Source organism: Comamonas testosteroni (assembly GCF_030505195.1).
In the GTDB taxonomy this organism is placed as follows: Bacteria; Pseudomonadota; Gammaproteobacteria; order Burkholderiales; family Burkholderiaceae_C; genus Comamonas; species Comamonas testosteroni_G.
On record NZ_CP129672.1, the window covers coordinates 903,523 to 923,649 of the forward strand.

At 62.8% G+C, this 20,127-nt stretch carries 19 protein-coding genes and 1 pseudogene; 11 read left to right on the forward strand and 9 right to left on the reverse strand.

Translation table 11 applies throughout. From position 1 onward, the window contains the following. Positions 1-282 precede the first annotated feature (282 nt). Positions 283-1,323, forward strand: a complete 1,041-nt coding sequence (locus tag QYQ99_RS04120) for a porin (protein ID WP_302091548.1) — start codon at positions 283-285, stop codon at positions 1,321-1,323. A 93-nt stretch (positions 1,324-1,416) separates the two neighbouring features. On the opposite strand, the gene QYQ99_RS04125 is transcribed toward QYQ99_RS04120, so the two are convergent. Genes QYQ99_RS04125 through QYQ99_RS04140 form a run of 4 tightly spaced genes read right to left on the reverse strand, consistent with a single transcriptional unit; the run spans position 1,417 to position 4,454 of the window. Continuing rightward, a complete protein-coding gene (locus tag QYQ99_RS04125; protein ID WP_302091549.1) occupies positions 1,417-2,121 on the reverse strand; it encodes a hypothetical protein in 705 nt (234 codons plus the stop codon). Beyond that, positions 2,118-3,107 carry an MlaD family protein gene (locus QYQ99_RS04130; RefSeq protein ID WP_302091550.1) on the reverse strand — a complete coding sequence of 330 codons (990 nt, stop codon included), beginning with the start codon at positions 3,105-3,107 and terminating at the stop codon, positions 2,118-2,120. The genes QYQ99_RS04125 and QYQ99_RS04130 overlap by 4 nt, the downstream gene beginning before the upstream one ends. 12 nt (positions 3,108-3,119) lie before the next feature. Beyond that, entirely contained in the window at positions 3,120-3,923 is an 804-nt protein-coding gene (locus QYQ99_RS04135) for an MlaE family ABC transporter permease (RefSeq protein ID WP_302091551.1), read from the reverse strand. Positions 3,924-3,980: 57 nt separating this feature from the next. Then, positions 3,981-4,454 carry a Cd(II)/Pb(II)-responsive transcriptional regulator gene (locus QYQ99_RS04140; RefSeq protein ID WP_034395549.1) on the reverse strand — a complete coding sequence of 158 codons (474 nt, stop codon included), beginning with the start codon at positions 4,452-4,454 and terminating at the stop codon, positions 3,981-3,983. Positions 4,455-4,493: 39 nt separating this feature from the next. Here QYQ99_RS04140 and QYQ99_RS04145 point away from each other — a divergent pair, with 39 nt between their 5' ends. The 8 genes and pseudogenes from QYQ99_RS04145 (at position 4,494) to QYQ99_RS04180 (ending at position 11,918) form a co-directional block, all read left to right on the forward strand. After that, complete coding sequence (locus tag QYQ99_RS04145; protein ID WP_302091552.1) at positions 4,494-6,629, forward strand: heavy metal translocating P-type ATPase; 2,136 nt, start codon at positions 4,494-4,496, stop codon at positions 6,627-6,629. 104 nt (positions 6,630-6,733) lie between these two features. Then, positions 6,734-7,195 carry a hypothetical protein gene (locus QYQ99_RS04150; protein ID WP_302091553.1) on the forward strand — a complete coding sequence of 154 codons (462 nt, stop codon included), beginning with the start codon at positions 6,734-6,736 and terminating at the stop codon, positions 7,193-7,195. Positions 7,196-7,310: 115 nt separating this feature from the next. Continuing rightward, on the forward strand, positions 7,311-7,670 hold the full coding sequence (locus tag QYQ99_RS04155) for a hypothetical protein (protein ID WP_437439062.1): 360 nt from the start codon (positions 7,311-7,313) through the stop codon (positions 7,668-7,670). Next, complete coding sequence (locus QYQ99_RS04160) at positions 7,667-9,112, forward strand: TolC family protein (RefSeq protein WP_302091555.1); 1,446 nt, start codon at positions 7,667-7,669, stop codon at positions 9,110-9,112. Before QYQ99_RS04155 ends, QYQ99_RS04160 begins: the two co-directional genes overlap by 4 nt. A 1-nt stretch (position 9,113) precedes the next feature. Continuing rightward, positions 9,114-10,520 carry a multicopper oxidase family protein gene (locus tag QYQ99_RS04165; RefSeq protein ID WP_302091556.1) on the forward strand — a complete coding sequence of 469 codons (1,407 nt, stop codon included), beginning with the start codon at positions 9,114-9,116 and terminating at the stop codon, positions 10,518-10,520. Positions 10,521-10,535: 15 nt separating this feature from the next. Beyond that, a pseudogene (locus tag QYQ99_RS04170) lies at positions 10,536-11,018 on the forward strand (cupredoxin domain-containing protein). A 19-nt stretch (positions 11,019-11,037) separates the two neighbouring features. Next, complete coding sequence (locus QYQ99_RS04175; RefSeq protein WP_302091557.1) at positions 11,038-11,526, forward strand: DUF411 domain-containing protein; 489 nt, start codon at positions 11,038-11,040, stop codon at positions 11,524-11,526. A 23-nt stretch (positions 11,527-11,549) separates the two neighbouring features. Beyond that, positions 11,550-11,918 carry a copper-binding protein gene (locus tag QYQ99_RS04180; protein WP_302093109.1) on the forward strand — a complete coding sequence of 123 codons (369 nt, stop codon included), beginning with the start codon at positions 11,550-11,552 and terminating at the stop codon, positions 11,916-11,918. A 57-nt stretch (positions 11,919-11,975) separates the two neighbouring features. On the opposite strand, the gene QYQ99_RS04185 is transcribed toward QYQ99_RS04180, so the two are convergent. Both QYQ99_RS04185 and QYQ99_RS04190 read right to left on the reverse strand, forming a co-directional pair. Further along, on the reverse strand, positions 11,976-12,485 hold the full coding sequence (locus QYQ99_RS04185) for an ankyrin repeat domain-containing protein (RefSeq protein WP_302091558.1): 510 nt from the start codon (positions 12,483-12,485) through the stop codon (positions 11,976-11,978). 1 nt (position 12,486) lies between these two features. After that, positions 12,487-13,464 (reverse strand): SMI1/KNR4 family protein, encoded by a 978-nt coding sequence (locus tag QYQ99_RS04190; protein WP_302091559.1) that lies wholly within the window; start codon positions 13,462-13,464, stop codon positions 12,487-12,489. 65 nt (positions 13,465-13,529) lie between these two features. Between QYQ99_RS04190 and QYQ99_RS04195 the strand changes: the two genes are divergently transcribed. Next, a complete protein-coding gene (locus QYQ99_RS04195) occupies positions 13,530-14,732 on the forward strand; it encodes a leucine-rich repeat-containing protein kinase family protein (protein ID WP_302091560.1) in 1,203 nt (400 codons plus the stop codon). Between the two features lie 3 nt (positions 14,733-14,735). On the opposite strand, the gene QYQ99_RS04200 is transcribed toward QYQ99_RS04195, so the two are convergent. Together QYQ99_RS04200 and QYQ99_RS04205 are read right to left on the reverse strand one after the other, a co-directional pair. Further along, the gene (locus QYQ99_RS04200; protein WP_302091561.1) at positions 14,736-15,578 is read right to left on the reverse strand and encodes a MetQ/NlpA family ABC transporter substrate-binding protein; all 843 of its coding nucleotides are present in this window, start codon (positions 15,576-15,578) and stop codon (positions 14,736-14,738) included. A gap of 206 nt (positions 15,579-15,784) precedes the next feature. Further along, positions 15,785-16,621, reverse strand: a complete 837-nt coding sequence (locus tag QYQ99_RS04205; RefSeq protein ID WP_302091562.1) for a MetQ/NlpA family ABC transporter substrate-binding protein — start codon at positions 16,619-16,621, stop codon at positions 15,785-15,787. Between the two features lie 162 nt (positions 16,622-16,783). Here QYQ99_RS04205 and QYQ99_RS04210 point away from each other — a divergent pair, with 162 nt between their 5' ends. Beyond that, the gene (locus tag QYQ99_RS04210) at positions 16,784-17,821 is read left to right on the forward strand and encodes a P1 family peptidase (protein ID WP_302091563.1); all 1,038 of its coding nucleotides are present in this window, start codon (positions 16,784-16,786) and stop codon (positions 17,819-17,821) included. Here QYQ99_RS04210 and QYQ99_RS04215 read toward each other — a convergent pair. Next, entirely contained in the window at positions 17,818-20,121 is a 2,304-nt protein-coding gene (locus QYQ99_RS04215; protein WP_302091564.1) for a DUF1631 family protein, read from the reverse strand. The genes QYQ99_RS04210 and QYQ99_RS04215 overlap by 4 nt on opposite strands. Positions 20,122-20,127 lie beyond the last annotated feature (6 nt).

The following is a 20,127-nucleotide window of genomic DNA, read 5'->3' on the forward strand; positions in this document are numbered from 1 at the left end:
ATGAGACCGGGCCTACCAGGAATGACTGTTATTCCTGAGACGCCCATCCATCAGCACTCACTCACCGGCAACTGGCGTGCACTGGTCGCTCCGCATGGCAATATCGATAGCACCAAGGCGGTGCACACAAGTGGTTTCCCTGGGTCCTTGAGGTAAAAAAACCACTGTCATATCACTGAAAAGATGATTTCATCGGCATCCGCGGAACTGCAGAGCAAGCTGTATACAAACCCCCGCTATATTTCAAAACGTAAATCCAATATCTAACTCGAGAGGACACTCATGAAGACTGCATTTATCGCCATGGCTGCCGCCCTGGCCTGCTCCGGCGCCGCTTTTGCCCAGAGCAATGTGCAACTGACGGGTCTGGCCGATATGTATGCCGGCTCCGTCAAGATGGCCGGACAGGATCGCAAGGGCGTTGTCGGCTCCGGCGGCATGACCACTTCCTGGTGGGGCCTGAAGGGTACGGAAGACCTGGGCGGCGGCCTGAAGGTCGATTTCAACCTCACCGCCTTCATGCGCATGGACACGGGTGAACCCGGCCGCTTCCCCGGCGATACCTTTTTCTCGCGCGACGCCAATATCGGCCTGAACGGCAATTTCGGCCGCATCGGCCTGGGCCGCGACAAGGCGCCCAACTTCCTGCCCACCATTCTGACCAACCCCTTTGGCGACTCCTTCACCATCTCGCCTCTGGTGCTGCATGCGAACACGCCCACCTTCGGAGTCTGGGACAGTTCTCGCCTGACCACGCCCGCCGACACCGGCTGGAGCAATATGCTGGTCTACACGACGCCTAACTTCGGCGGTCTGACTGCCAATGTCTACTACCAGTTCGGAGAGCAAACAACTCCTGGCAACAAGAGCAAGAAGAACGTCGGCGTGAACGCTCTGTACTCGAGCGGTCCTCTGAGCCTGACGGCCTTCTACGAGCGCGACCAGATCACCAACCCCGGCAGCGGCACAGTCATGCCCACCAAGAGCGACTGGATGGTCGGCGGCAGCTACAACTTCAACGTTGTGAAGCTCTACGCCACCTACGGCCAGGCCAAGGTCAAGGATCTGGATACCAAGAGCAAGACCTACTCGCTGGGTCTGGACATTCCGGTCTCCGGCACCCCCGGCACTGTGAAGGCAGCCGTAGCCCGCACCAAGTACGAAGCAGCCACCGACGCCACACGCACCACGGCGACCCTGGGCTACGACCACTTCCTGTCCAAGCGCACCGACGTCTACACCGCTCTGATGTATGACCGCGTGAGCGATGCCAATCCCAAGACCGGCACCAGCCTGATCGCCGGTATCCGTCACCGCTTCTAAGCAGCAGGAGCAAGCGGGCCTGCTGCTCGCTCGTCCACAAAAAAGCGAGGCCCTGGCCTCGCTTTTTTATATCCACTCCGGCGGCCAGACTGTTCACTTGGGCCCGGATGTCTCCAGAAGCTTCAGCCGACGCTGCAACTGCGCCTGTTGCTCCGCATCGCCGCCCTGCCGCGCGGCCTTGAGCTGCAGCAGCAGCCAGGCCATCAAAGGCCTGCGCCAGCCTTGCTCCGAAGCGGTATCGACGCCTTGTTGCAACAAGGCAGGCACAGCAGCTCCGCCACGCAGCAGCACGCCCGCCGCTACCAGCCTCGACAGCGGATCCTTGATCTCTGCCACAGCGGCCACACCTGAGCCGCCGCCGAGCAGTTGCCTTGCCACGGCACGCTGCGCCTCGGGCAAAAGCTCTGTATCGCCCGCTTGCGGACGGGCCTGCAGATAGCGAGCATAGGCTTGCTCTTGCTGACTCGCATCCTGCGCCAGCGCCTCATAGTCAGGACAGGCATTCCAGTCCAGGCTGGCCACCTGCGCTGCGCAGCGCATCAACTCCAGCTTGGCGGCCTGTGCGAGTTGGCCGGTGCCGGCCACGGCATCCCGCGCCTTCTGCCACTGCAGCGCCTCCACACGCTGCTGTCCCTGCAAATATGCCTGCGTGGCTTTTTGCGCCGCTGCTTCGGCGCTCAAAGCCCAATCCGGTGCCGGGGTTTGGTTGCCACAGGCCGAAATCGCTATGACAGATATAGCAGCCATCACTCTCCCATATTCGCCTAGAGTCTGTTTTTGTTTGATTTTTTGCTTCATGGCAGCTTCAACTCCGGCTTGTGGGAAAACGGCCATTTGCGCTGAAGATCGTTGAGCACGGATTCCAGCCTCAGCAGATTGCTTTCCACCTCGGCGCGCAATGCACCCAGATCGGTCGAGGCCTCGCGGGCATTGCTGCCCACCACCTGCATATCGGCCAGCACGGCATCGACCTTGGCCATGCTTTTGCGCGTGTCGGCCAGCAAACCGTTGAGTTGCTCCATGGTTGCCTTGACCTGAGGCATGACGCCATTCGAATCAAAGACCTGGCTGTCGGCACGCGCCACCATTCGGTCCATGCGCCCGAGCAGGGAGTTGGCGTGCTCCAGCATCTGGCCGACCTTCTTCGCTTCCTCGTCGCTGCCCAGTACCGCCCCCAGAACGCCACCTTGCCCCTGCATGCGCTCGGCCAGCTTGCGCACTTCGGCCAGCGATCCGCCCAATGCCGAATCTGTGGCGGTCAGAGCTGCCACATTGGCAAGTACCTCCTTGGCGGAACTGATGATCTGAGGCAGCTCTGCCGTGGCATCACCGCTGAGCACGGGTCGCACGGAGTCCGGCGGTAGCGGTGCATCGCCCAGCATGCCGGTATAAGCTTTGATGGTAGTGCCGCCCACCAGTCCCTTGACCAAGGTGAACACGCTGGACTGGCGCAGCCAGTGGGCATCCTTTTCGGTCACATCGACCAGAATGCGAACCGAGCCGTCCTCGGCCAGTTCTATCCTGCGCACGCGGCCTATGGGAAAGCCCGAGAACGTCATATCCATACCCACGACCACGCCTTCGGAGTCATCGGCCGTCAGCACCAGACGCTGCGTAGGCTCGAATACTCCGCGCGCGTAGAGCAGATAAGCGGCCGCACTCAGAATCAGGACCAAGGTCAGCGCCAGCAGCGCGGCTGCCTTGGCGCGCAGATGCGCGACGGGTTTGAAGCTGAGCAACTCTTCATCGATCAGTTGCTCCTCGGCCATCCGCGTTTCGCTCATGGCTCCATCCTTTCAGTAATAGTTGCCCATGAGCGAGATCACCTCGATCAGGAGCAACACGGCAAACATGCGTGCGAAGCCACCCAGCTCAGCCCCACCCTGCCTGTGCCGCGCAACAGGCGTATACATAGCGGATGCCAGTGGCATGACAGCCACCGTGAGGCTGAAAAACCAGGTCTTGAGCACGAACACCAGCGTCAGCGACGGTGTGAAGATCTGGCCAAAAATGCGCGTGTAGGCGACAAATCCGGCAAGACTGAAGCCGTAGACGCTCAGATACACGGTGACCAAGGCCACGATGCAGCTGAGCGCAGCCAGCGTGACGGCCGCAAACACCCCCGCTGCAGCCCGCGGCACCAACGCCGCACGGACAGGGTCAATGCCTTGCGTCTTCCACTTCGCGAGCTGGCCCTGCATACGCATCTGCACCACCTGCACACCGGCCGGAATGGTGCAGCGCATGGCCACAAACAGTGCGGCCGTCAGCGGTATCAGCTCGATCACCATCACACGCACCACCAGATCCAACGCATAGCGCGACAGGCCATAACTTTGTGCGGTAACAATGACGATGCGCGAAATCACCGCACACAGCAGAGCTGCCAGCGCGGTGAAGCCCGTGAGTATGGGCGCGGTCTGCGCATACATCTGCTGGGCCAATATGGCCCGCCCCCGCTTCTGATAGCTCGACGGCGAGCCGACCAGCACCAGCAGCACGGCGGTCAGATAAATGCTGCGCCACCACGCCAGGGCCTGCGCGCCAAGCGCGGCCCAGATCCGCCCCGGCAGCTTGATGGTGGTTTCACTCCAGCTCATGCAGGAATGATAGCGTCCACTTCAGGGTGCAGGCGCAGCCGCCGCTGTTGCAGTCTGTCAGACATGGCGCTTTGCCGCAGCGCTGCCCTGCAGGCCTTCGGGCAGGGGCTCGTCAGCCTGGGCATGCAGGGCTTCGATGATGTGGCAGAAGCTGTCCGAGCCGTCGCACTGGCTGCGCAGCTGCATCAGCTCGTGCTCCAGCGCCTGCAGCTCGGCCAGCCGCTCGCGCACATGACCCAGATGGGCATCCAGGGTCTTGTTGGCAGCCACGCAATCGGCCTTGCGTGCACCATCGAGCGCCAGCAGGGTTCGTACCTCATCGAGCGACATATCCATGGCCCGGCACAGCCGGATAAAGCGCAGACGGTGCACATCGCCATCGGTATAGAGCCGGTACTGGTTGTCCTCACGCACGCCGGGCGAGAGCAGTTGCTCCTTCTCGTAATAGCGGATATTGGCCGCGGCGATGCCGGAACGCTTGGCTGCCTCGCCAATACGCCAGCGCGGAATATCGTGCGAATTGAGGGACATGCTTGACCTTGAAGTGACTTTATTGTTTTCAATACTGCCATGAAGCAAGAACGACTGTCCACACACGCCCATGGCGGCGGCCACAATGGTCATTCACGTGATCACGATCATGCACATCCGCATGAACATGTGCCCGCCACTGCGAAACCTATTGCCGCCACGGCCACATCGGCCTGCGGAACCGGCTGCTGCGCCCCGTTTTCCATCAGCGAGCCGGCCAAGAGCCAAGCTCACGATGAGAGTGACGGTCATGACCATGCTCACGACCACGGCGTGCTGCCCGGCTGGCCGCGCATCTACGCCGCTCTGGCGGCGGCTCTGGCGGCCGAGGCCTGCCACTGGTTTGGCGGCGACGGTGCTAACTCGACGCTTCAATACCTGGGCATGGCACTGGCTGTGCTGGGTATAGCGCTGTCGGGTCTGGGGGTCTACAAGGCCGGTCTCAAGGATCTGCTGCGCTTCAAGCTCGGGATTCATGCACTAATGGCCGTGGCCGTCACGGGCGCCTTCATCATCGGCCAGTGGCCCGAAGCCGCAATGGTCATGGCACTTTATGCGGCAGCCGAGCGCATCGAAGACCAGGCCATGGACAAGGCTCGCCTGGCCATCCGCAATCTGCTGCAGCTGGCGCCCGAGACCGCCGATGTGCTGCAACCCGACGGCAGCACCCAGCGCATGGCCGCCAGCGAGGTGCCTCTGGGCGCCGTGCTGCGCGTGATGCCCGGTGCCCGTGTCCCGCTTGACGGCCTGGTCACCGCGGGCGAAAGCTCGGTCAACCAGGCCCCCATCACCGGCGAGAGTGCGCTGGCGCACAAAGGCCCGGGCGATGAGCTGTATGCGGGCTCCATCAACCAGGATGGCGAGCTGCAGTTGCGCGTGACCGCGCCGGCCAGCGACAGCCTGATTGCACGCATCGTCCATGCCGTGGAGCAGGCCCAATCCTCCAAGGCCCCCACTCAGCGGTTTGTCGACCGCTTCGCCGAGATCTATACCCCCATCGTTCTGGTGCTGGCGATTGCCCTGGGCCTGCTCGCGCCCTGGCTGCTGGACTGGAGCTGGCATCAGGCCGCCTACCAGGCCTTGGCCCTGCTGGTCATCGCCTGCCCCTGTGCCCTGGTGCTGTCCACCCCCGTCACCGTAGTCAGCGCGCTCACGGCTGCAGCCAAGCGCGGCATTCTCATCAAGGGCGGCAGCGCACTGGAGTCGGCCCGACAGCTCAAAGCCATTGCATTCGACAAAACCGGCACGCTGACCACAGGCTCGCCCAAGCTGGTGGACTGGCAGAGCTGGAATGCGGCGAGCGGCGATGACGCCGCTCCGCGTGCCTATGCGCTGGCATCGCGCTCCGACCACCCGGTATCGCGCGCGATTGCCCAGGGGCTGGAGGCCCAGGTCGGCACGAACTTTGCCGAAGCACAGCAATTGCAGGCCCTGCCCGGCCGCGGCGTGCAGGCCCAGATCGGCGCTGAACGCTGGACGCTGGCCAATCTGCGCTGGGTGGGCGAGCAAGGCTGGGACAGTGCCGAACTCCAGGCCGCGCTGATGCTGCAGGAGCAGCAGGGCCGCACCGTCACCCTGCTGGCCAATGAGCAGGGCGTGCAGGCGCTGTTTGCCGTGGCCGACCCGCTGCGCTCGCAGGCCAAGGCGGCCGTGGCTCAACTGCAGGCGCTCGGCGTCAAGCCCATTGTGCTCAGCGGCGACAACAGCGCCACCGTGCGCACGGTGGCCGCAGAAGCAGGCATCAGCGATGCACGCGGCAATATGCTGCCTGAGGACAAGCTCAAGACCCTGAGCGAGTTGCAGCGCGACATCGGCCCCACGGCCATGACGGGCGACGGCATCAACGACGCGCCGGCGCTGGCCCAGGCAGACATAGGCTTTGCCATGGGCGGCATGCATGCCACCGACATGGCCATGGAGACTGCCGATGTGGTGCTCATGAACGATGACCTGCGCCGCATTCCCGAGGTGGTCGATCTCTCGCAGCGCGCGCACAGCGTGCTCTGGCAGAACATCAGCCTGGCCCTGGGCATCAAGCTGGCCTTCTTCATTCTGGCCGTCAGCGGCAATGCCAGCATGTGGCTGGCCGTGCTGGCCGATATGGGCGTGAGCCTGCTGGTGGTCGCCAATGGCCTGCGCCTGCGCCATTGGGGTAACAGACCTGAAAATGCATGAAATACGCCCTTGCCCCTTGATGGGCAAGCGCAAGCAGCTATCTAATTTGCGATTTGCTGCACCGGGCGGGGAACTAAACCCCGCCCTTCGCTATCATTCAGCCCATGCGTCGCTTTTTCTCCTCGTTCCTGGTTTTGCTGCTGGCCCTGCGCGGCCTGGCAGGCGATGCCATGGCCATGGAGCAGAACACCGACCAGTCCCATCACATGGGACATGCGCTGGTGCAGATGCCAAGCCTGGACGAAGTGGCCGCCATGGCAGCCGCTGCGCACCACGCGCATGCAAGCCTCGTGGCCGACGCACAGCCGCATCACGACATGGCCGCGCCCCACAAGGCAGGCCCCGCCGGGGCTGTCAGCTGCAGCGCCAATGCAGCCGACAGCGACTGCCACCAGCATGAAGGCCATTGCACGGCCTGCGGCATCTGCCACTCGACGCTGGCCAACCCTGAGTTGCTGACGCTTCACTCCAGCCTCCCCCTGGCCGCCCAGCCGGCCCATGGTGCTGCGCGCTTTGCCAGTGCCGCGCCTTCCGAACTCGTCAAACCACCGATTTCTGCGCTCTGACACCCTAGGTGCGTCCGCTTTTTGATAGCTGCCATCGCGCTTGCTGTCTAGGCTTGAGCCGTAACACGCTCAAAACTGCGGTCCTTCTCCCGGTTTTAGACGACAGGAATCCTCTATGCGCCAAGCGCATCCTCTTTCTATGACAGCCATGGCTTTGCTCATAGCCGGTGTCAGCCTGCCGGCCCTGGCCCAGCCGTCCGCGCAGACTCTCCCGGTGGCCCAGTCCCCAGTCAGCAGTCACGACGTTTTCGACCCCGCCGCTCCCACGCTGGCGCTGCAGCACCGGCCGCTCGCCGCCAGCGCTGCCATCGTCACCCAGCCCGGTGACTGGAAAGCCGCCAATGCCGCGGTGAGCGAGTTCCCGCGCGGCCATGGCGATGTGCTCAGGTGGGAGAAATCCCAGGGCAATGCCTCCGGCCCAGCCCCGGACAGCGGTGCTTCCGCACATCAGCACCATCACGGAGGCCAGCCATGAAGCGCCTTGCATTCAAGGCCGCGCCATTGCTCGCCGCAATGTCACTCACACTCGTGCTGGCCGGCTGCGCCAGCATCTCGCCTGACGGACTGCGCGGCGACGTGGCCAGGCATACCGAAGGCAGACTGCCTGCGGGCGCACAGCTGCCTTCGCCGGATGCCCAGGCCCTGCAGGATGCACAGACCCAGATTGCCGACTGGCTCAAAACCCCTGTCGATGCCGACACCGCCGTGCGCATCGCCCTGCTCAACAACCCCGGCCTGCAGGCCCAGCTGGCGCAGCTCGGCATTGCCGACGCGCAGCGCGTGCAGGTCCTGACCCTGCCCAACCCCAGCTTTACCTTCGGCCGCTTTCGCAACGGCCACGAGCGCGAGATCGAGCGCCAGCTCAGCTTTGGACTGGTGCAGCTCATCACCCTGCCCTGGCGCAGCCGCTGGCAGGGCTGGCAGATGGAGCAGGCCACGCTGACGGCCGCCCAGCAGGTGCTGCTGCTGGCCTCCGATACACGCCGCGCGTGGCTGCGCGCCGTGGCCGCCGAGCAAGCCCTGGCCGCCAACGAACGCATGCATGAGGCTGCGGCCCTGGGCGGCGAGCTGGCACGCCGCATGGCCCAGGTCGGCAACTTCAGCAAGATGGACCAGGCCAAAGAGCTGGCCCAGCAGCAGCAGGCCGCCGCCCAGCTGGCACGCGCACGCCTGAACGCCCAACTGGAACGCGAGCAGTTGGCCCGCCGCATGGGCCTGTGGGGACAGCAACTGGCCTACAAGCTGCCCGCCCAGTTGCCCGCTCTGCCGAAAATAGCCGAATTGCATGGCGGCGATGACGCCGAGGCCACGGCGCTGCGCCAGCGGCTGGATCTGGGCGCGCTACGCCGCGACCTGGATGTGACCGCCGGACGCCAGGGCTGGGCCACGATTGGCACCATCTTTGGCGATATCGGCGCCAGCTACAGCAACAACACCAGCACCGAACGAGCCACCGGTCACAGCGACAAGACCCAGGGCTGGGAGTTCGACGTACCGCTGCCGCTGTTTGACTGGGGCTTTGCCGCGCGCGGCATGGCGCGCAACCAGGTGCTGCGCAGTGCATCGCTGCTGCGCGACAACGCCATACGCGCACGCAGCGAAGCCCGCAGCAACTGGCTGGCCTACCGCACGGCTTACGACCTGGCCCAGCAACAGCAGGCCGAGGTTCTGCCCTTGGCCAAGCTGATGCAGGAAGAAACCGTCTACCGCTACAACGGCATGTTCATGAGTGTGTGGCAACTGTTGGCCCAGGCCCGCAGCACCACCCAGGCCGTGGTGACCACCACCGAGGCCCAGCGCGATTTCTGGCTGGCCGAGACCGATCTGCGCCTGGCCCTGACAGGCACGTCACCAGGAACCGCCCCCACCGTCAACACCAGCGCAGCGCCCGCTGCCAGCAACGAAGCAGGTCACTGATATGCAACGCCGATCCTTTTTCACCGGCGCTGCCACTGCAGTGGCAGCCGCCACAACTTCAATGGCCGTCAGCCGGGTTGCCATGGCGGCCCTGCCCGAGCCCGTCATGCAAGGCAGCGCCGACACGGCTGCGCCTTTGACGCCGCCCAACGGTCGCCCCTACCAGGGCGTGGTCACGCTCAACGGCTGGACCACGCCCTGGCGCATGAATGCGGGCGTCAAGGAGTTCCACCTCGTGGCCGAGCCCGTGGTGCGCGAGGTGGCGCCCGGCTTTTTCGTCAATATGTGGGGCTACAACGGCCAGTCGCCGGGCCCCACGATCGAGGTGGTGGAAGGCGACAAGGTGCGCATCTTCGTCACCAACCGCCTGCCCGAGAGCACCACCATCCACTGGCATGGCCAGCGTCTGCCCAATGGCATGGACGGTGTGGGCGGCCTGAACCAACCCCATATCCCGCCAGGCAAGACCTTCGTCTACGAGTTCGAGGCGCGCCGCCCCGGCACCTTCATGTACCACCCGCATTCGGATGAGATGGTGCAGATGGCCATGGGCATGATGGGCTTGTGGATCACCCACCCCAAGACAGCCCACCCGCTGATCGACAAGGTGCAGCGCGACTATGCCTTCCTGCTCAGCGCCTATGCGGTCGAGCCCGGCACCATGACGCCGCGCATCAACGAGATGACGGACTTCAATATCTGGACCTTCAACAGCCGCGCCTTCCCCGCCATCAGCCCGCTGGTGGCTCGTCAGGGTGACAAGGTGCGCATCCGCGTGGGCAATCTGACCATGACCAACCACCCCATCCATATTCACGGCCATGAGTTCGAGGTCACGGGCACCGACGGCGGCCCCGTGCCAAAGACCGCCCGCTGGCCCGAGGTGACTACGGATGTGGCCGTGGGCCAGATGCGCCAGGTGGAATTCATTGCCGACGAACCCGGCGACTGGGCTTTCCACTGCCACAAGAGCCACCACACCATGGGCGCCATGGGTCACGACGTGCCCACCATGATCGGCGTGGACCACCGCGGCCTGGTGGGCAAGATCCAGAAGATCGTGCCCGACTACATGCTGATGGGCGAGCGCGGCATGGGCGATATGGGCGCCATGGAAATGCCTCTGCCCGACAACACCTTCCCCATGATGACCGGCCAGGGCCCTTACGGCCCTATCGAAATGGGCGGGATGTTCACCAGCTTCAAGGTGCGCAAAAACCTGGGGGCCAATGACTACGGCGATCCTGGCTGGTACCAACAGCCCAAGGGTACCCGTGCCTATGAATGGCAAGGCACACCTTTCGATGCCAAGGCCCCCCGCCAGGCCACGCCCGGCACCGCTCCCGGTGCCGCCACCGTACGCAAACCCGAAACCGGCCCCGCCACGGGTGCTCACCCCCAGCACTGACGCCAGGAGACTCCCATGAAGATTATTCATTTCATAGCTGCCTGCGCTTTGGCAGCAAGCACCAGCGCTAGTTTTGCGCATGGAAACAACGCCCATACCAGCGGTCCCGTGATCAAGGAGTAAAAGCCCTGGGGCATTGCAGCCGAGGGCAGGGACGCCCAGCGCACCATCACCATCCAGATGACGGACGACATGCGCTTCAACCCCAGTCATTTCAGCGTAAAAAAGGGCGAGACCCTGCGCCTGCGCGTGGTCAACAAAGGCCTTCTCATGCACGAGATGGTGCTGGGCACCCGGGCATCGCTTGATGAGCACGCGCAGATGATGCTCAAGTACCCCGGCATGGAGCATGCCGAACCCTATATGGCCCATGTCGCCGCAGGCCAGACCGAAGACATGGTCTGGAGCTTCAACCGCGCAGGTGATTTCGACTTCGCCTGCCTGATCGCCGGCCACTACCAGGCCGGCATGACAGGGCGTATCACCGTCACCGAATAACGCACGAAAGGAATTCCCGATGACAAGAACCAACCGCCGCCAGGCCCTGCGTCTGCTGGCCGCCGCTGCTGGCATGGCAGCGCTGCCAGCAATGGCGGCTGCTCCCGCCAAAATTTCCATGGAGGTCTGGAAAGACCCGAACTGCGGCTGCTGCAAGGACTGGATTGCCCTGATGGAGCAGGCTGGCTTCGCCGTCAAAGTGCACGACGTGGGCAACAACGCCGTACGCGCCAAGCTGGGCCTGCCTGGCCGCCTGGGTTCCTGCCATACCGCCCTGGTGGGCGGATATCTGGTCGAAGGCCATGTGCCTGCCGCCGACGTGCACAAGCTGCTGAAGCAAAAGCCCAAGGCGCTGGGCATCGCCGTACCGGGCATGCCCATTGGCAGCCCCGGCATGGACGGCCCCGAATATGGTGGCCGCAAAGACCCCTATGACGTGCTGCTGGTCACCAAGAACCTCATGAACAGCGATGTCAGCACCTTCGTCTTCACCAGCTATCGCGGCTGACCCCCTCAATTCAGGAGAACATGATGAGAAACCTCTTTCACACCACTTTGGCAGCCCTGAGCCTCGGCATTGCACTGGCAGCCCCCGCTATCGCACAGGATCACTCGGCGCACGCAGGCCATGGGGCGATGGCCGATGCTTCGACAACCTCATCGGCTGGCCAGACCGATGTGCTGACCGCCGGTGAAATCACCCGTGTGGATGCCCGCACAGGCAAGTTGACGATCCGCCATGAAGAAATCAAGAACCTGGACATGCCCCCCATGACCATGGTGTTTGCGCTGTCAGGCTCGGCACAGCCAGCCTCTTTCAAGGCCGGCGACAAGGTGCTGTTCCATGCCGAGGACAAGGATGGATCACTGATCATCACCCGCATCCAACCTGCGTCCTGATGCGGTCTTGCGGCTGAGACGATGACGATGCCATGCGACCATGGCATCGTCATCCTGTCACCGCCCCGTGGGCGGTGCGTCGGCATAGCGTGCTACACGCTCCAGCAGATCCCCAGGCACATCACGAGCGCTCTGCACCAGCAGATCATGGGCATTGCGCCCCTGGGCGTCTCTTCGTCGAAGATCGACCCCGGCCGACCAGAACCAGCGCACAACCTCCCACGCGCCATGCTCCACGGCCAACAGATACGGGGTGCGGCCTTTGTCATCCCCGGTCTTGTCGAGATCGGCCCCCGCTTGCCGCAGCACTTGCAGCATCTCTGTGCGCCCGTTGAAGGCCGCCCAAGCGGTGGCCGTCATGCCCGTTTCCAGGCTCACCTGATCCAGCGGACTGCCATGCTCCACCAGCCATTGGGCTACGGCATCGTTGCCGCAATTAAGGGCCGTGATCAGCGCATTGAGGCCTGTGCTCTTTTGCACATAGGCGATATCGTCACCGTCCTTCAGGCGCAGCTCCAGCGCCGTGATATCGCCTTTTTCAGCGGCCTTGAGCAGTTTCATCGTCATCTCAGTACATCCATTTCCGGACTAGCGCCTGCCCGAAGCGCTCTGCCAGCAGCGCTTCGGCCTGCTCATCGCCATCGTCCCGGCCCTGGGCCACGGCATGGCTGCGGCATAGTGACATCATGGCCAGCGCGTCCAGATAGTCGCTCACATCGTCAAACATACGCGTCAGCAGCGGCGCGCTGTCATGGTCCAGATACCAGACTGCACCGTCCTTGCGGCTAAAGCACCAGAGATTGCCATTGCCCAGATAATCGCCAAAGGCGACCAGCTCATTCAGTTGCGCCATCAGGGCCTGCGCCTGTTGCGGCGCACTCATTTGCACAATATCGGCGATACCCGGGAACACGACCTGCACCGGACCGATGGCATCCATATCTGCGTCGGGCGCCATCAAATCAAAACGCGGGCTCAGCAAGCGCTCGGCCCAGTCCAGCACACCCAGTTGCGACAGATAATCACGCAAGGACTGGGGCAGGCTGCAGCCCAGGCGCCATTCGCACAAGCGCAGCTCGGCCCGGTTGAAGGGCTTGGCTTGGGCAGTCTCTTCGTCCATCCAGGCATGAGCCTGCAGGCCTTGATACCAGTAAGCCAGCCGCTGCTGTGCCGTAGCATTGATCGTCAGCCAATACGGCTCGGGCACATCGGCTTCATCCCACAGCTGCGGCCGTGCAGCAAGGTGCTGGCTGAGCCCGAATTCGGCCTGCAGAAACCCGGCCCATGCTTGCGCGTCCGCTGGGCAAGGCCAGTGCATCTGGGTGAGTACCGCTACCGGCATCCAGGGCACATAGCCCATGCGCGGCACCTTATTCGCATCGCGCACCACAAAGCGCAAGGCAGGCTGTGTCAGCAGATCCGCTTGCGGGGACTGATGTGGCGCATCGAGCTGGGCAGCAGCATCGGTAGGCAGATCCACCCAGTCGCTCACCGACAGCTCGGGCAATTCCTGCACCAGCGCAGGCAGGTTTTTGAAGATTTTCATGCAGGCATTCCGTGCATTTCGTGTTTCCTGTGCATTTCGTGCGCGGGGCTTAGACTGCGCATCCTATGTTGACGCTAGAACAGTTTCACCCCGGGCTGGCCAATGGTTCACTGGCCCGCGCACACCATATCAGGCTCAGCGATGGGCTGACCGAGTTCCCCGACGCGCTTTATCAGCTGACCGAGACGCTGGAGATCCTTGATCTGTCGGGCAACCGGCTCAGCACCCTGCCCGATGATCTGACGCGCTTTGCACGGCTGCGCATTCTGTTTGCCTCGAACAATCCGTTCGGCGAACTGCCTCGCGTGCTGGGCCGCATGCCGCAACTCGAAATGGTGGGCTTCAAGGCCTGCCGCATCGCGCATGTGCCCGAGGACAGCCTGCCGCCGCGCCTGCGCTGGCTGATTCTCACGGACAACCGCGTGCAGCGGCTGCCCGAATCCATGGGCCGATGCATGCGCCTGCAAAAGCTCATGCTGTCATGCAACCGGCTGAATCAGCTGCCCCAGAGCCTGGAACATTGCCAGGCGCTGGAGTTGCTGCGCATTGCAAGCAACCGTTTCGAAGATGCTCCCGAAGTCATCTTCCGGCTGCCACACCTGGCATGGCTGGCGCTGGCAGGTAATCCAATGACTCAAAAACAGGAGCTGGATACCCTTTCAGGGCATGTGGTGGAGCCCATTTTCTATCAAAATTTGCAAATCGCCGGCAAGCTGGGCGAAGGCGCCAGTGGCCATATCTACCGCGCGAGCTTCAACGGACAGGAGCTAGCACTCAAGGTTTTCAAGGCCGCCCAGACCAGCGACGGCACGCCACAATCCGAACTGGCGGCAGGCATTGCGGCAGGACAGCACCCTCATCTACTGACGCCGCTGGCGCAGGTTCTGGGTGCTCCTGACGGGCAAACAGCCACGGCCCTGCCCCTACTGGATTCAGCCATGCAGCCGCTGGCCGGGCCGCCAAGCTTCGACAGCTGCACACGTGATGTCTATGACCCCGCACTGCGCCTGCAAAGCGGCCTGGCCCAGCAACTGCTGCAAGGCATACGCTCTGCGATCGCCCACCTGCACGGCCGTGGTCTGCTGCATGGAGATCTGTACGCCCACAATATCCTGTGCAATCTGCAGACCGGGCAGGCCATGCTCAGCGACTTTGGCGCCGCCGCGCTTTTACAGGGCCTGCCCGAAACGCAGCAAGCGCAGCTGCAGCAGATCGAGCTGCGTGCGCTGCGCCATCTGGAGCATGAGGTTCAGGCCCTTGCCGGCTGAGACTTATTGCAAAAATGCGGGCTTGGCATAGCCCGCGAACTTGCTGTCCACCACGCTCTTAAACTCGGCGGACTTGTAGGCTGCCGCCAGATCCTTGGCCCATTGCGCATCCTTGTCCTTGGTCTTGACGGCCACGATGTTCAGATAATGCTCGGGGGTCTTTTCCAGCAGCACCGAATCCGAAAGCTTCAGGCCCGAGGAAATCGCAAAGTTGCCGTTGATGATGGCGTACTGCGCATCATCGAGCGCACGCGGCAGATGAGCCGCATCCAGGGGCACAAGCTTGATCTTCTTGGGATTGGAGGCCAGATCCAGCTCGGAGACGCGCAGCGGGTTCACGCCTTCCTTGAGCTTGACCAGCCCCGCCTGCTGCAGCAGCAGAATGCCCCGAGCCAGATTGCTGGCATCGTTGGGCAGGGCGATGCGATCGCCCTCCTTCAGCTCGGCCAGGCTTTTGCGCTGCTTGCTGTAGACGCCCATGGGCGCAATCGGCCCCTGGACCAGCGCCGTCAGATCCAGCTTGCGGTCGCCCTTGAACTGATTGAAATACACCTCGTGCTGGAAGAAGTTGGCATCGAGCGAGCCATCGGCCAGGGCCAGATTGGGCTGCACATAGTCGTTGAACTCCACCAGACGCACCTTGTAGCCCTTTTTCTGCAGGATGGGGACGATGCCGTATTGCAGCTGATCAATGTTGGAGCCGGCCGTGCCGCCAATGACCAATTGCTTTTTGCCCGCGTCCTGGGCCGCAGCCGGCAGGGCGCCCATGGCCAGAGCGGCTCCCGCCAGCAAGCCTGTGGCCAGAAGACGGCGGCGACGGTGCGCTGCGGAAAAAAGAGTGGTCATGCTTTGCTCCTCGTTGATGTACTGAGTTTTGATGCGAAAGGTTTGGCTCTGCAGCCTGCAGAGGCCTTTGCAGTATCCAGATCAGGAGAGCAAATTCCAACCAATAAAAACCCATGCTCTTATTTGCTTTTCATCTATAGCCAGCCAATCCACGGGCATGAAAAAAGGGCCGCATTGCGGCCCTTGGCGTCTTCAGGCCAGCCCGATCACTTCAGGAAAGCAGGCTTGGAGTAGCCGGGGAACTGGCTGTCCACCACGGCCTTGAACTCGGGCGAGCGGTAGGCTGCGGACAGGTCCTTGGCCCATTGGCTGTTTTCGTTGCCGGTCTTCACGGCCACCACGTTCAGGTAAAGATCGGGAGTCTTTTCCAGCACCACGGCTTCGCTCAGCTTCAGGCCCGAGGAAACGGCAAAGTTGCCATTGACCACCACATAGTCAGCGTCTTCCAGCACGCGGGGCAACTGGGCTGCCTCCAGAGCCACAAACTTGAGCTTGTGTGGATTGGCGGCCAGATCCAGCTCGGAGATGCGAGCCGGGTTCACCCCTTCCTTGACCTTGACGAGTCCAGCCTGCTGCAACACCAGCAATGCACGGGCCAGGTTGCTGGGGTCATTGGGCAGAGCCACCTTGGCTCCGCTCTTGATATCGGCCAGAGACTTGTGCTTTTTGCTGTACACGCCCATGGGTGCCACCGGTCCCTGGGCAATCGCGCTCAGCGCCAGCTTGCGATCCGTGGTGAACTGATCGAAATAGGCACGGTGCTGAAAGAAGTTGGCATCCAGCGAACCGTCGGACAGCGCCAGATTGGGCTGAACATAATCATTGAACTCGATCAACTTGACCTGGTAGCCCTTTTTCTGCAGTTGAGGCACTATGCCTTTTTGCAGCAGGTCATAGTTGGAGCCGGCGGTGGCACCGATCAGCAGGTTCTTCTTGGCTGGATCCTGCGCCAAAGCAGGCACACCGGCAGTCGCCAGCAATGCGACTGCGGCAGTGGCCAGAACGGAACGACGGCTGGCGGCAAAAGAAAAATGGGCGGGCATGGATCACTCCTTGAATTTGATGCGCGTGAGCAGCATGGTTCTCATTTGTTTACCGGGCTGCAACAATGTGAGCAAGTATGAACCTTACACGTGCAAACCCTAAAGAATAAAAAACCATCTGTTTATCCATAAAAACATATAAGAAATGCAAAGAGGACTGGCATGAGCGCTTTTTCAACGTTTCAGGATCTGCTCGCACACGAAGGCCATATCGGCCGTGTGCAGGGCATTTCCGTCGGCCATTTCAGCGACTCGCGCCGCCCCACGGGCTGCACCGCCGTGTTGTGCCCTCTGGGTGCCGTGGGCGGTGTGGATGTGCGCGGCGCAGCCCCCGGCACACGCGAGACCGATTTGCTGAACCCCAGCAATCTGGTGCATGAGGTCCACGGCATCATGCTGGCCGGCGGCAGCGCCTGGGGGCTGGACGCGGCCACAGGGGCCGTGCGCTGGCTGGAAGAGCAAGGTGCGGGCCTGAATATCGGCGTGGGCCGCATTCCGCTGGTGCCCGCCGCCGTGCTGTTTGACGTGATGATGGGCGATATGCGCATACGCCCCGATGCCGCAGCCGGCTATACAGCCAGCCGCAATGCGGGGCCTGACTCCGGCACCAAGCGTCCCGCCGAAGGCAGCGTAGGCGCTGGTGCGGGTGCCGTGGTAGGCAAGGTCTTCGGCCATGAACGTGCAATGAAGGGCGGCATAGGCACGGCCAGCTTTACCGTCGATGGCGTCACCGTGGGAGCCATCATTGCCTGCAATGCGCTGGGCGATGTATTCAACCCCTTCAACGGCGAGTTGCTGGCCGGGGCACGCACGGCAGACGGCCTGCAATTACGTGGCACCCGCGATGCCTTGCTGGCGGGCGAGGAGCCCAGGCCGGTTCTGGCCGGCAGCAACACCACGATTGGCGTCGTGGCGACCGACGCCATCATCAGCAAGGCCCAGGCTCACCGCCTGGCCGTGGTAGCCCATGACGGCCTGGCACGTGCCATTAACCCCGTGCATACCATGAGCGATGGCGACAGCCTGTTTGCCCTTGGTACTGCGTGCAGCGGCAAGTCGCTGGGAATGATGACGCTGAGCACATTGGCCGCCGAAGCCGTGGCCGTAGCCACCGCGCGCGCTGTCTTGCTCGCCCAATCGGTGCGGATCGAAGGCCAGGCAACGCTGCCCAGCTATCAGGATCTACAGGCAAGAAGTTAGGCAATCGCCTCGAGGCGCCGCAACTGCCCCTGCGTCAGCAATTTGTCGCGCATGCGGCGCGTCATGGACTGGGTGCTTCCGTCTTCGGCGGTAAACAGAAACAGGCTTTGTTGCGGGCTGACCCAGGTCAGTTTGGTGCGCAGTTGCTGGCGCTCGTTGCACAGCTCCACCCAGGTGCCCAAAGGCCACTCGGCAACATCTGCAGGCTTGCTCTGCCCCATGGGTGCGCGCGTCTGCATGGGAGCAGAAACAACTGCCTCAGTCTCGCCCAATGGAGCACTTACTGTCTTTTGCGACGCTGTGGTCTTGAAGACAGGCCCCGATGAATGGGTTGCGGCCTGAGGCTGCGGCTCTCGCATCACGGCCACTGATGGTAGTCCCTCGACTCTGTCGGTCAGTACCGGCAAGGTGATATCCAGTCCGGCACGCACGGTTTCTGAGGCACCATCCAGACCCGCCAGCACGCTGGGCAGTTCACCGAGCACATCCGCCCTGGTAAATTCGTCGGAGCCGGACCGGTCTGCGGCTTCGGCTGCATCCAGTACCCGCTGCTGAAGGCTTCCCAGTCGGGCCGCCAGTGCGGCGATTTCGACATCCGTTCGACCCACGCTGCGCAAGCCTCGCGCCAGACGGCGCTGCAACCTGGGGGCCATGGCCACCAATCGCGTTACATCCTGAGCGGCCTGTGGCGACACGCTCCACAACAGGCTGGGCACCAGCGCCAGATAGCCACCCGGATCGCGCTCCTGCCCTGGTTCAGCCCGCTGCTGTGCCTGGGCAATCACACCGGCCCAAGGGCCGGTCACAAAATCCAGAATATCTTCAGGCACCCCCTTGGCACTGGGCAAGCTGCGAATCATCTGCGCCAGCTGCAGAGCATCGGGCTTGATCTGCTCGATGGCGCCCACGATCTGACGATCGACCAGCCCCAGCGCCGAGCTCATCAGCCCTTGTCGCGTGGAATGCTCGACTTCGGTATGCTGGCTCAGAGGCGCAACGCGGCTCATACGACCTTCCGGCGGCCACTGCTCGCGCACAAATTGCAGCACTTGGGCAAACACATGCGCATTTGCCTGCCCAGCACTAGCCAACTGGTTCGCCGCAGCCTCCGCCACGGTGATGAAGTGAGCAAATCCCATAGCAGATTCACTGGCGAACCAGAGGCTGCGAGCCGTCAGCTCATCGAGCAACTGCCGTGCCGGGTGCAAGCGATCTTCAAAGAAAGCACCGTCTTGCGCCACCAACTGGCTCAACATGGGTTCAAGTCGCAACAAGACCCGCTGCACCGGCAGCAGCAGGCGGCCGTCGCTGGTCATATGACTCATCATGCGCTGCAGCGTGCGTATCTGAATCAGAGCACTGGGCGCCTGACTGGGCTGTGGCGCGCGCAATCCCCTCTGAGCACTAGGCACCCAGGGTTGCTGCGAAGTCTGCAGCGCATTGGCCGAATACGAAGTCCAGCCCGCCTCCAGCCCCAAGTCTTGCGCAGGTGCAATGGAGGCCGGCTCGGTCGCAGGCCACCCCGCCAGCATGGAGTCTGTCAGCGTCTGGGGGACGGTACAGCGCGAATCATCAATCCAGCGCAGATCGGAGGCCAACTCCTGCAATAGCCGCAAGGTCAGCAGGCATTGGGGCCGGGTGTCGCCGTCCGCCCCATAGCGGGCAGGCTGCACGCCATGCTGGCGCAGCAAATTGGCAGCACGGGAATATTCAGAAGCCAGAATCGAGCCCAACTGCTGCGACATGAGTTCATGCCAGCAATCGGCCACCTCCGTGGCGGGCTGAACAGCCGTCAACGACTGGCTCAAAGCGCGTACATAGTTCTCCAGCCGCAGCGGATTGCACTCTGGCTGAGCGGACTCAAGCCCCTGAGCGCCGCTCATCAACGCATCCAGATCGGCCAGGGCCAGCTCGACCTGGGGCTCGACCATCTGCACCAGCTTGTGCTCGGCCTTGAGCTGACGGCCGGCCGACTCGGCCATGGCCGCCAATGGCAAAAGCCGGCCAGTGACGGTATCCAGCGTCTGTGCAGAAAAGGAAAAAGGTTGGCGCGCTGACAGTACCAGCGCCTCCAGCAAGTTCTGTGGGAAGCTGCTGATCACCGAGGCCCTGTGCTGCTGCAGGTTGTGCAGCGCAGCGCTGAGCACATCGCGCCTTGCACAGTGGAAACCCGTCGCAAGCGATTGCTCTAACGCATATTCGGTGCGCTGCAACAATCGCAGCGCGAATGCATCAGCGCCACGCACCACCTGGACAAGGCAGGTGCGCAGCACGGAAACGGATGCATGTGCGAGGCTCATAGCCCC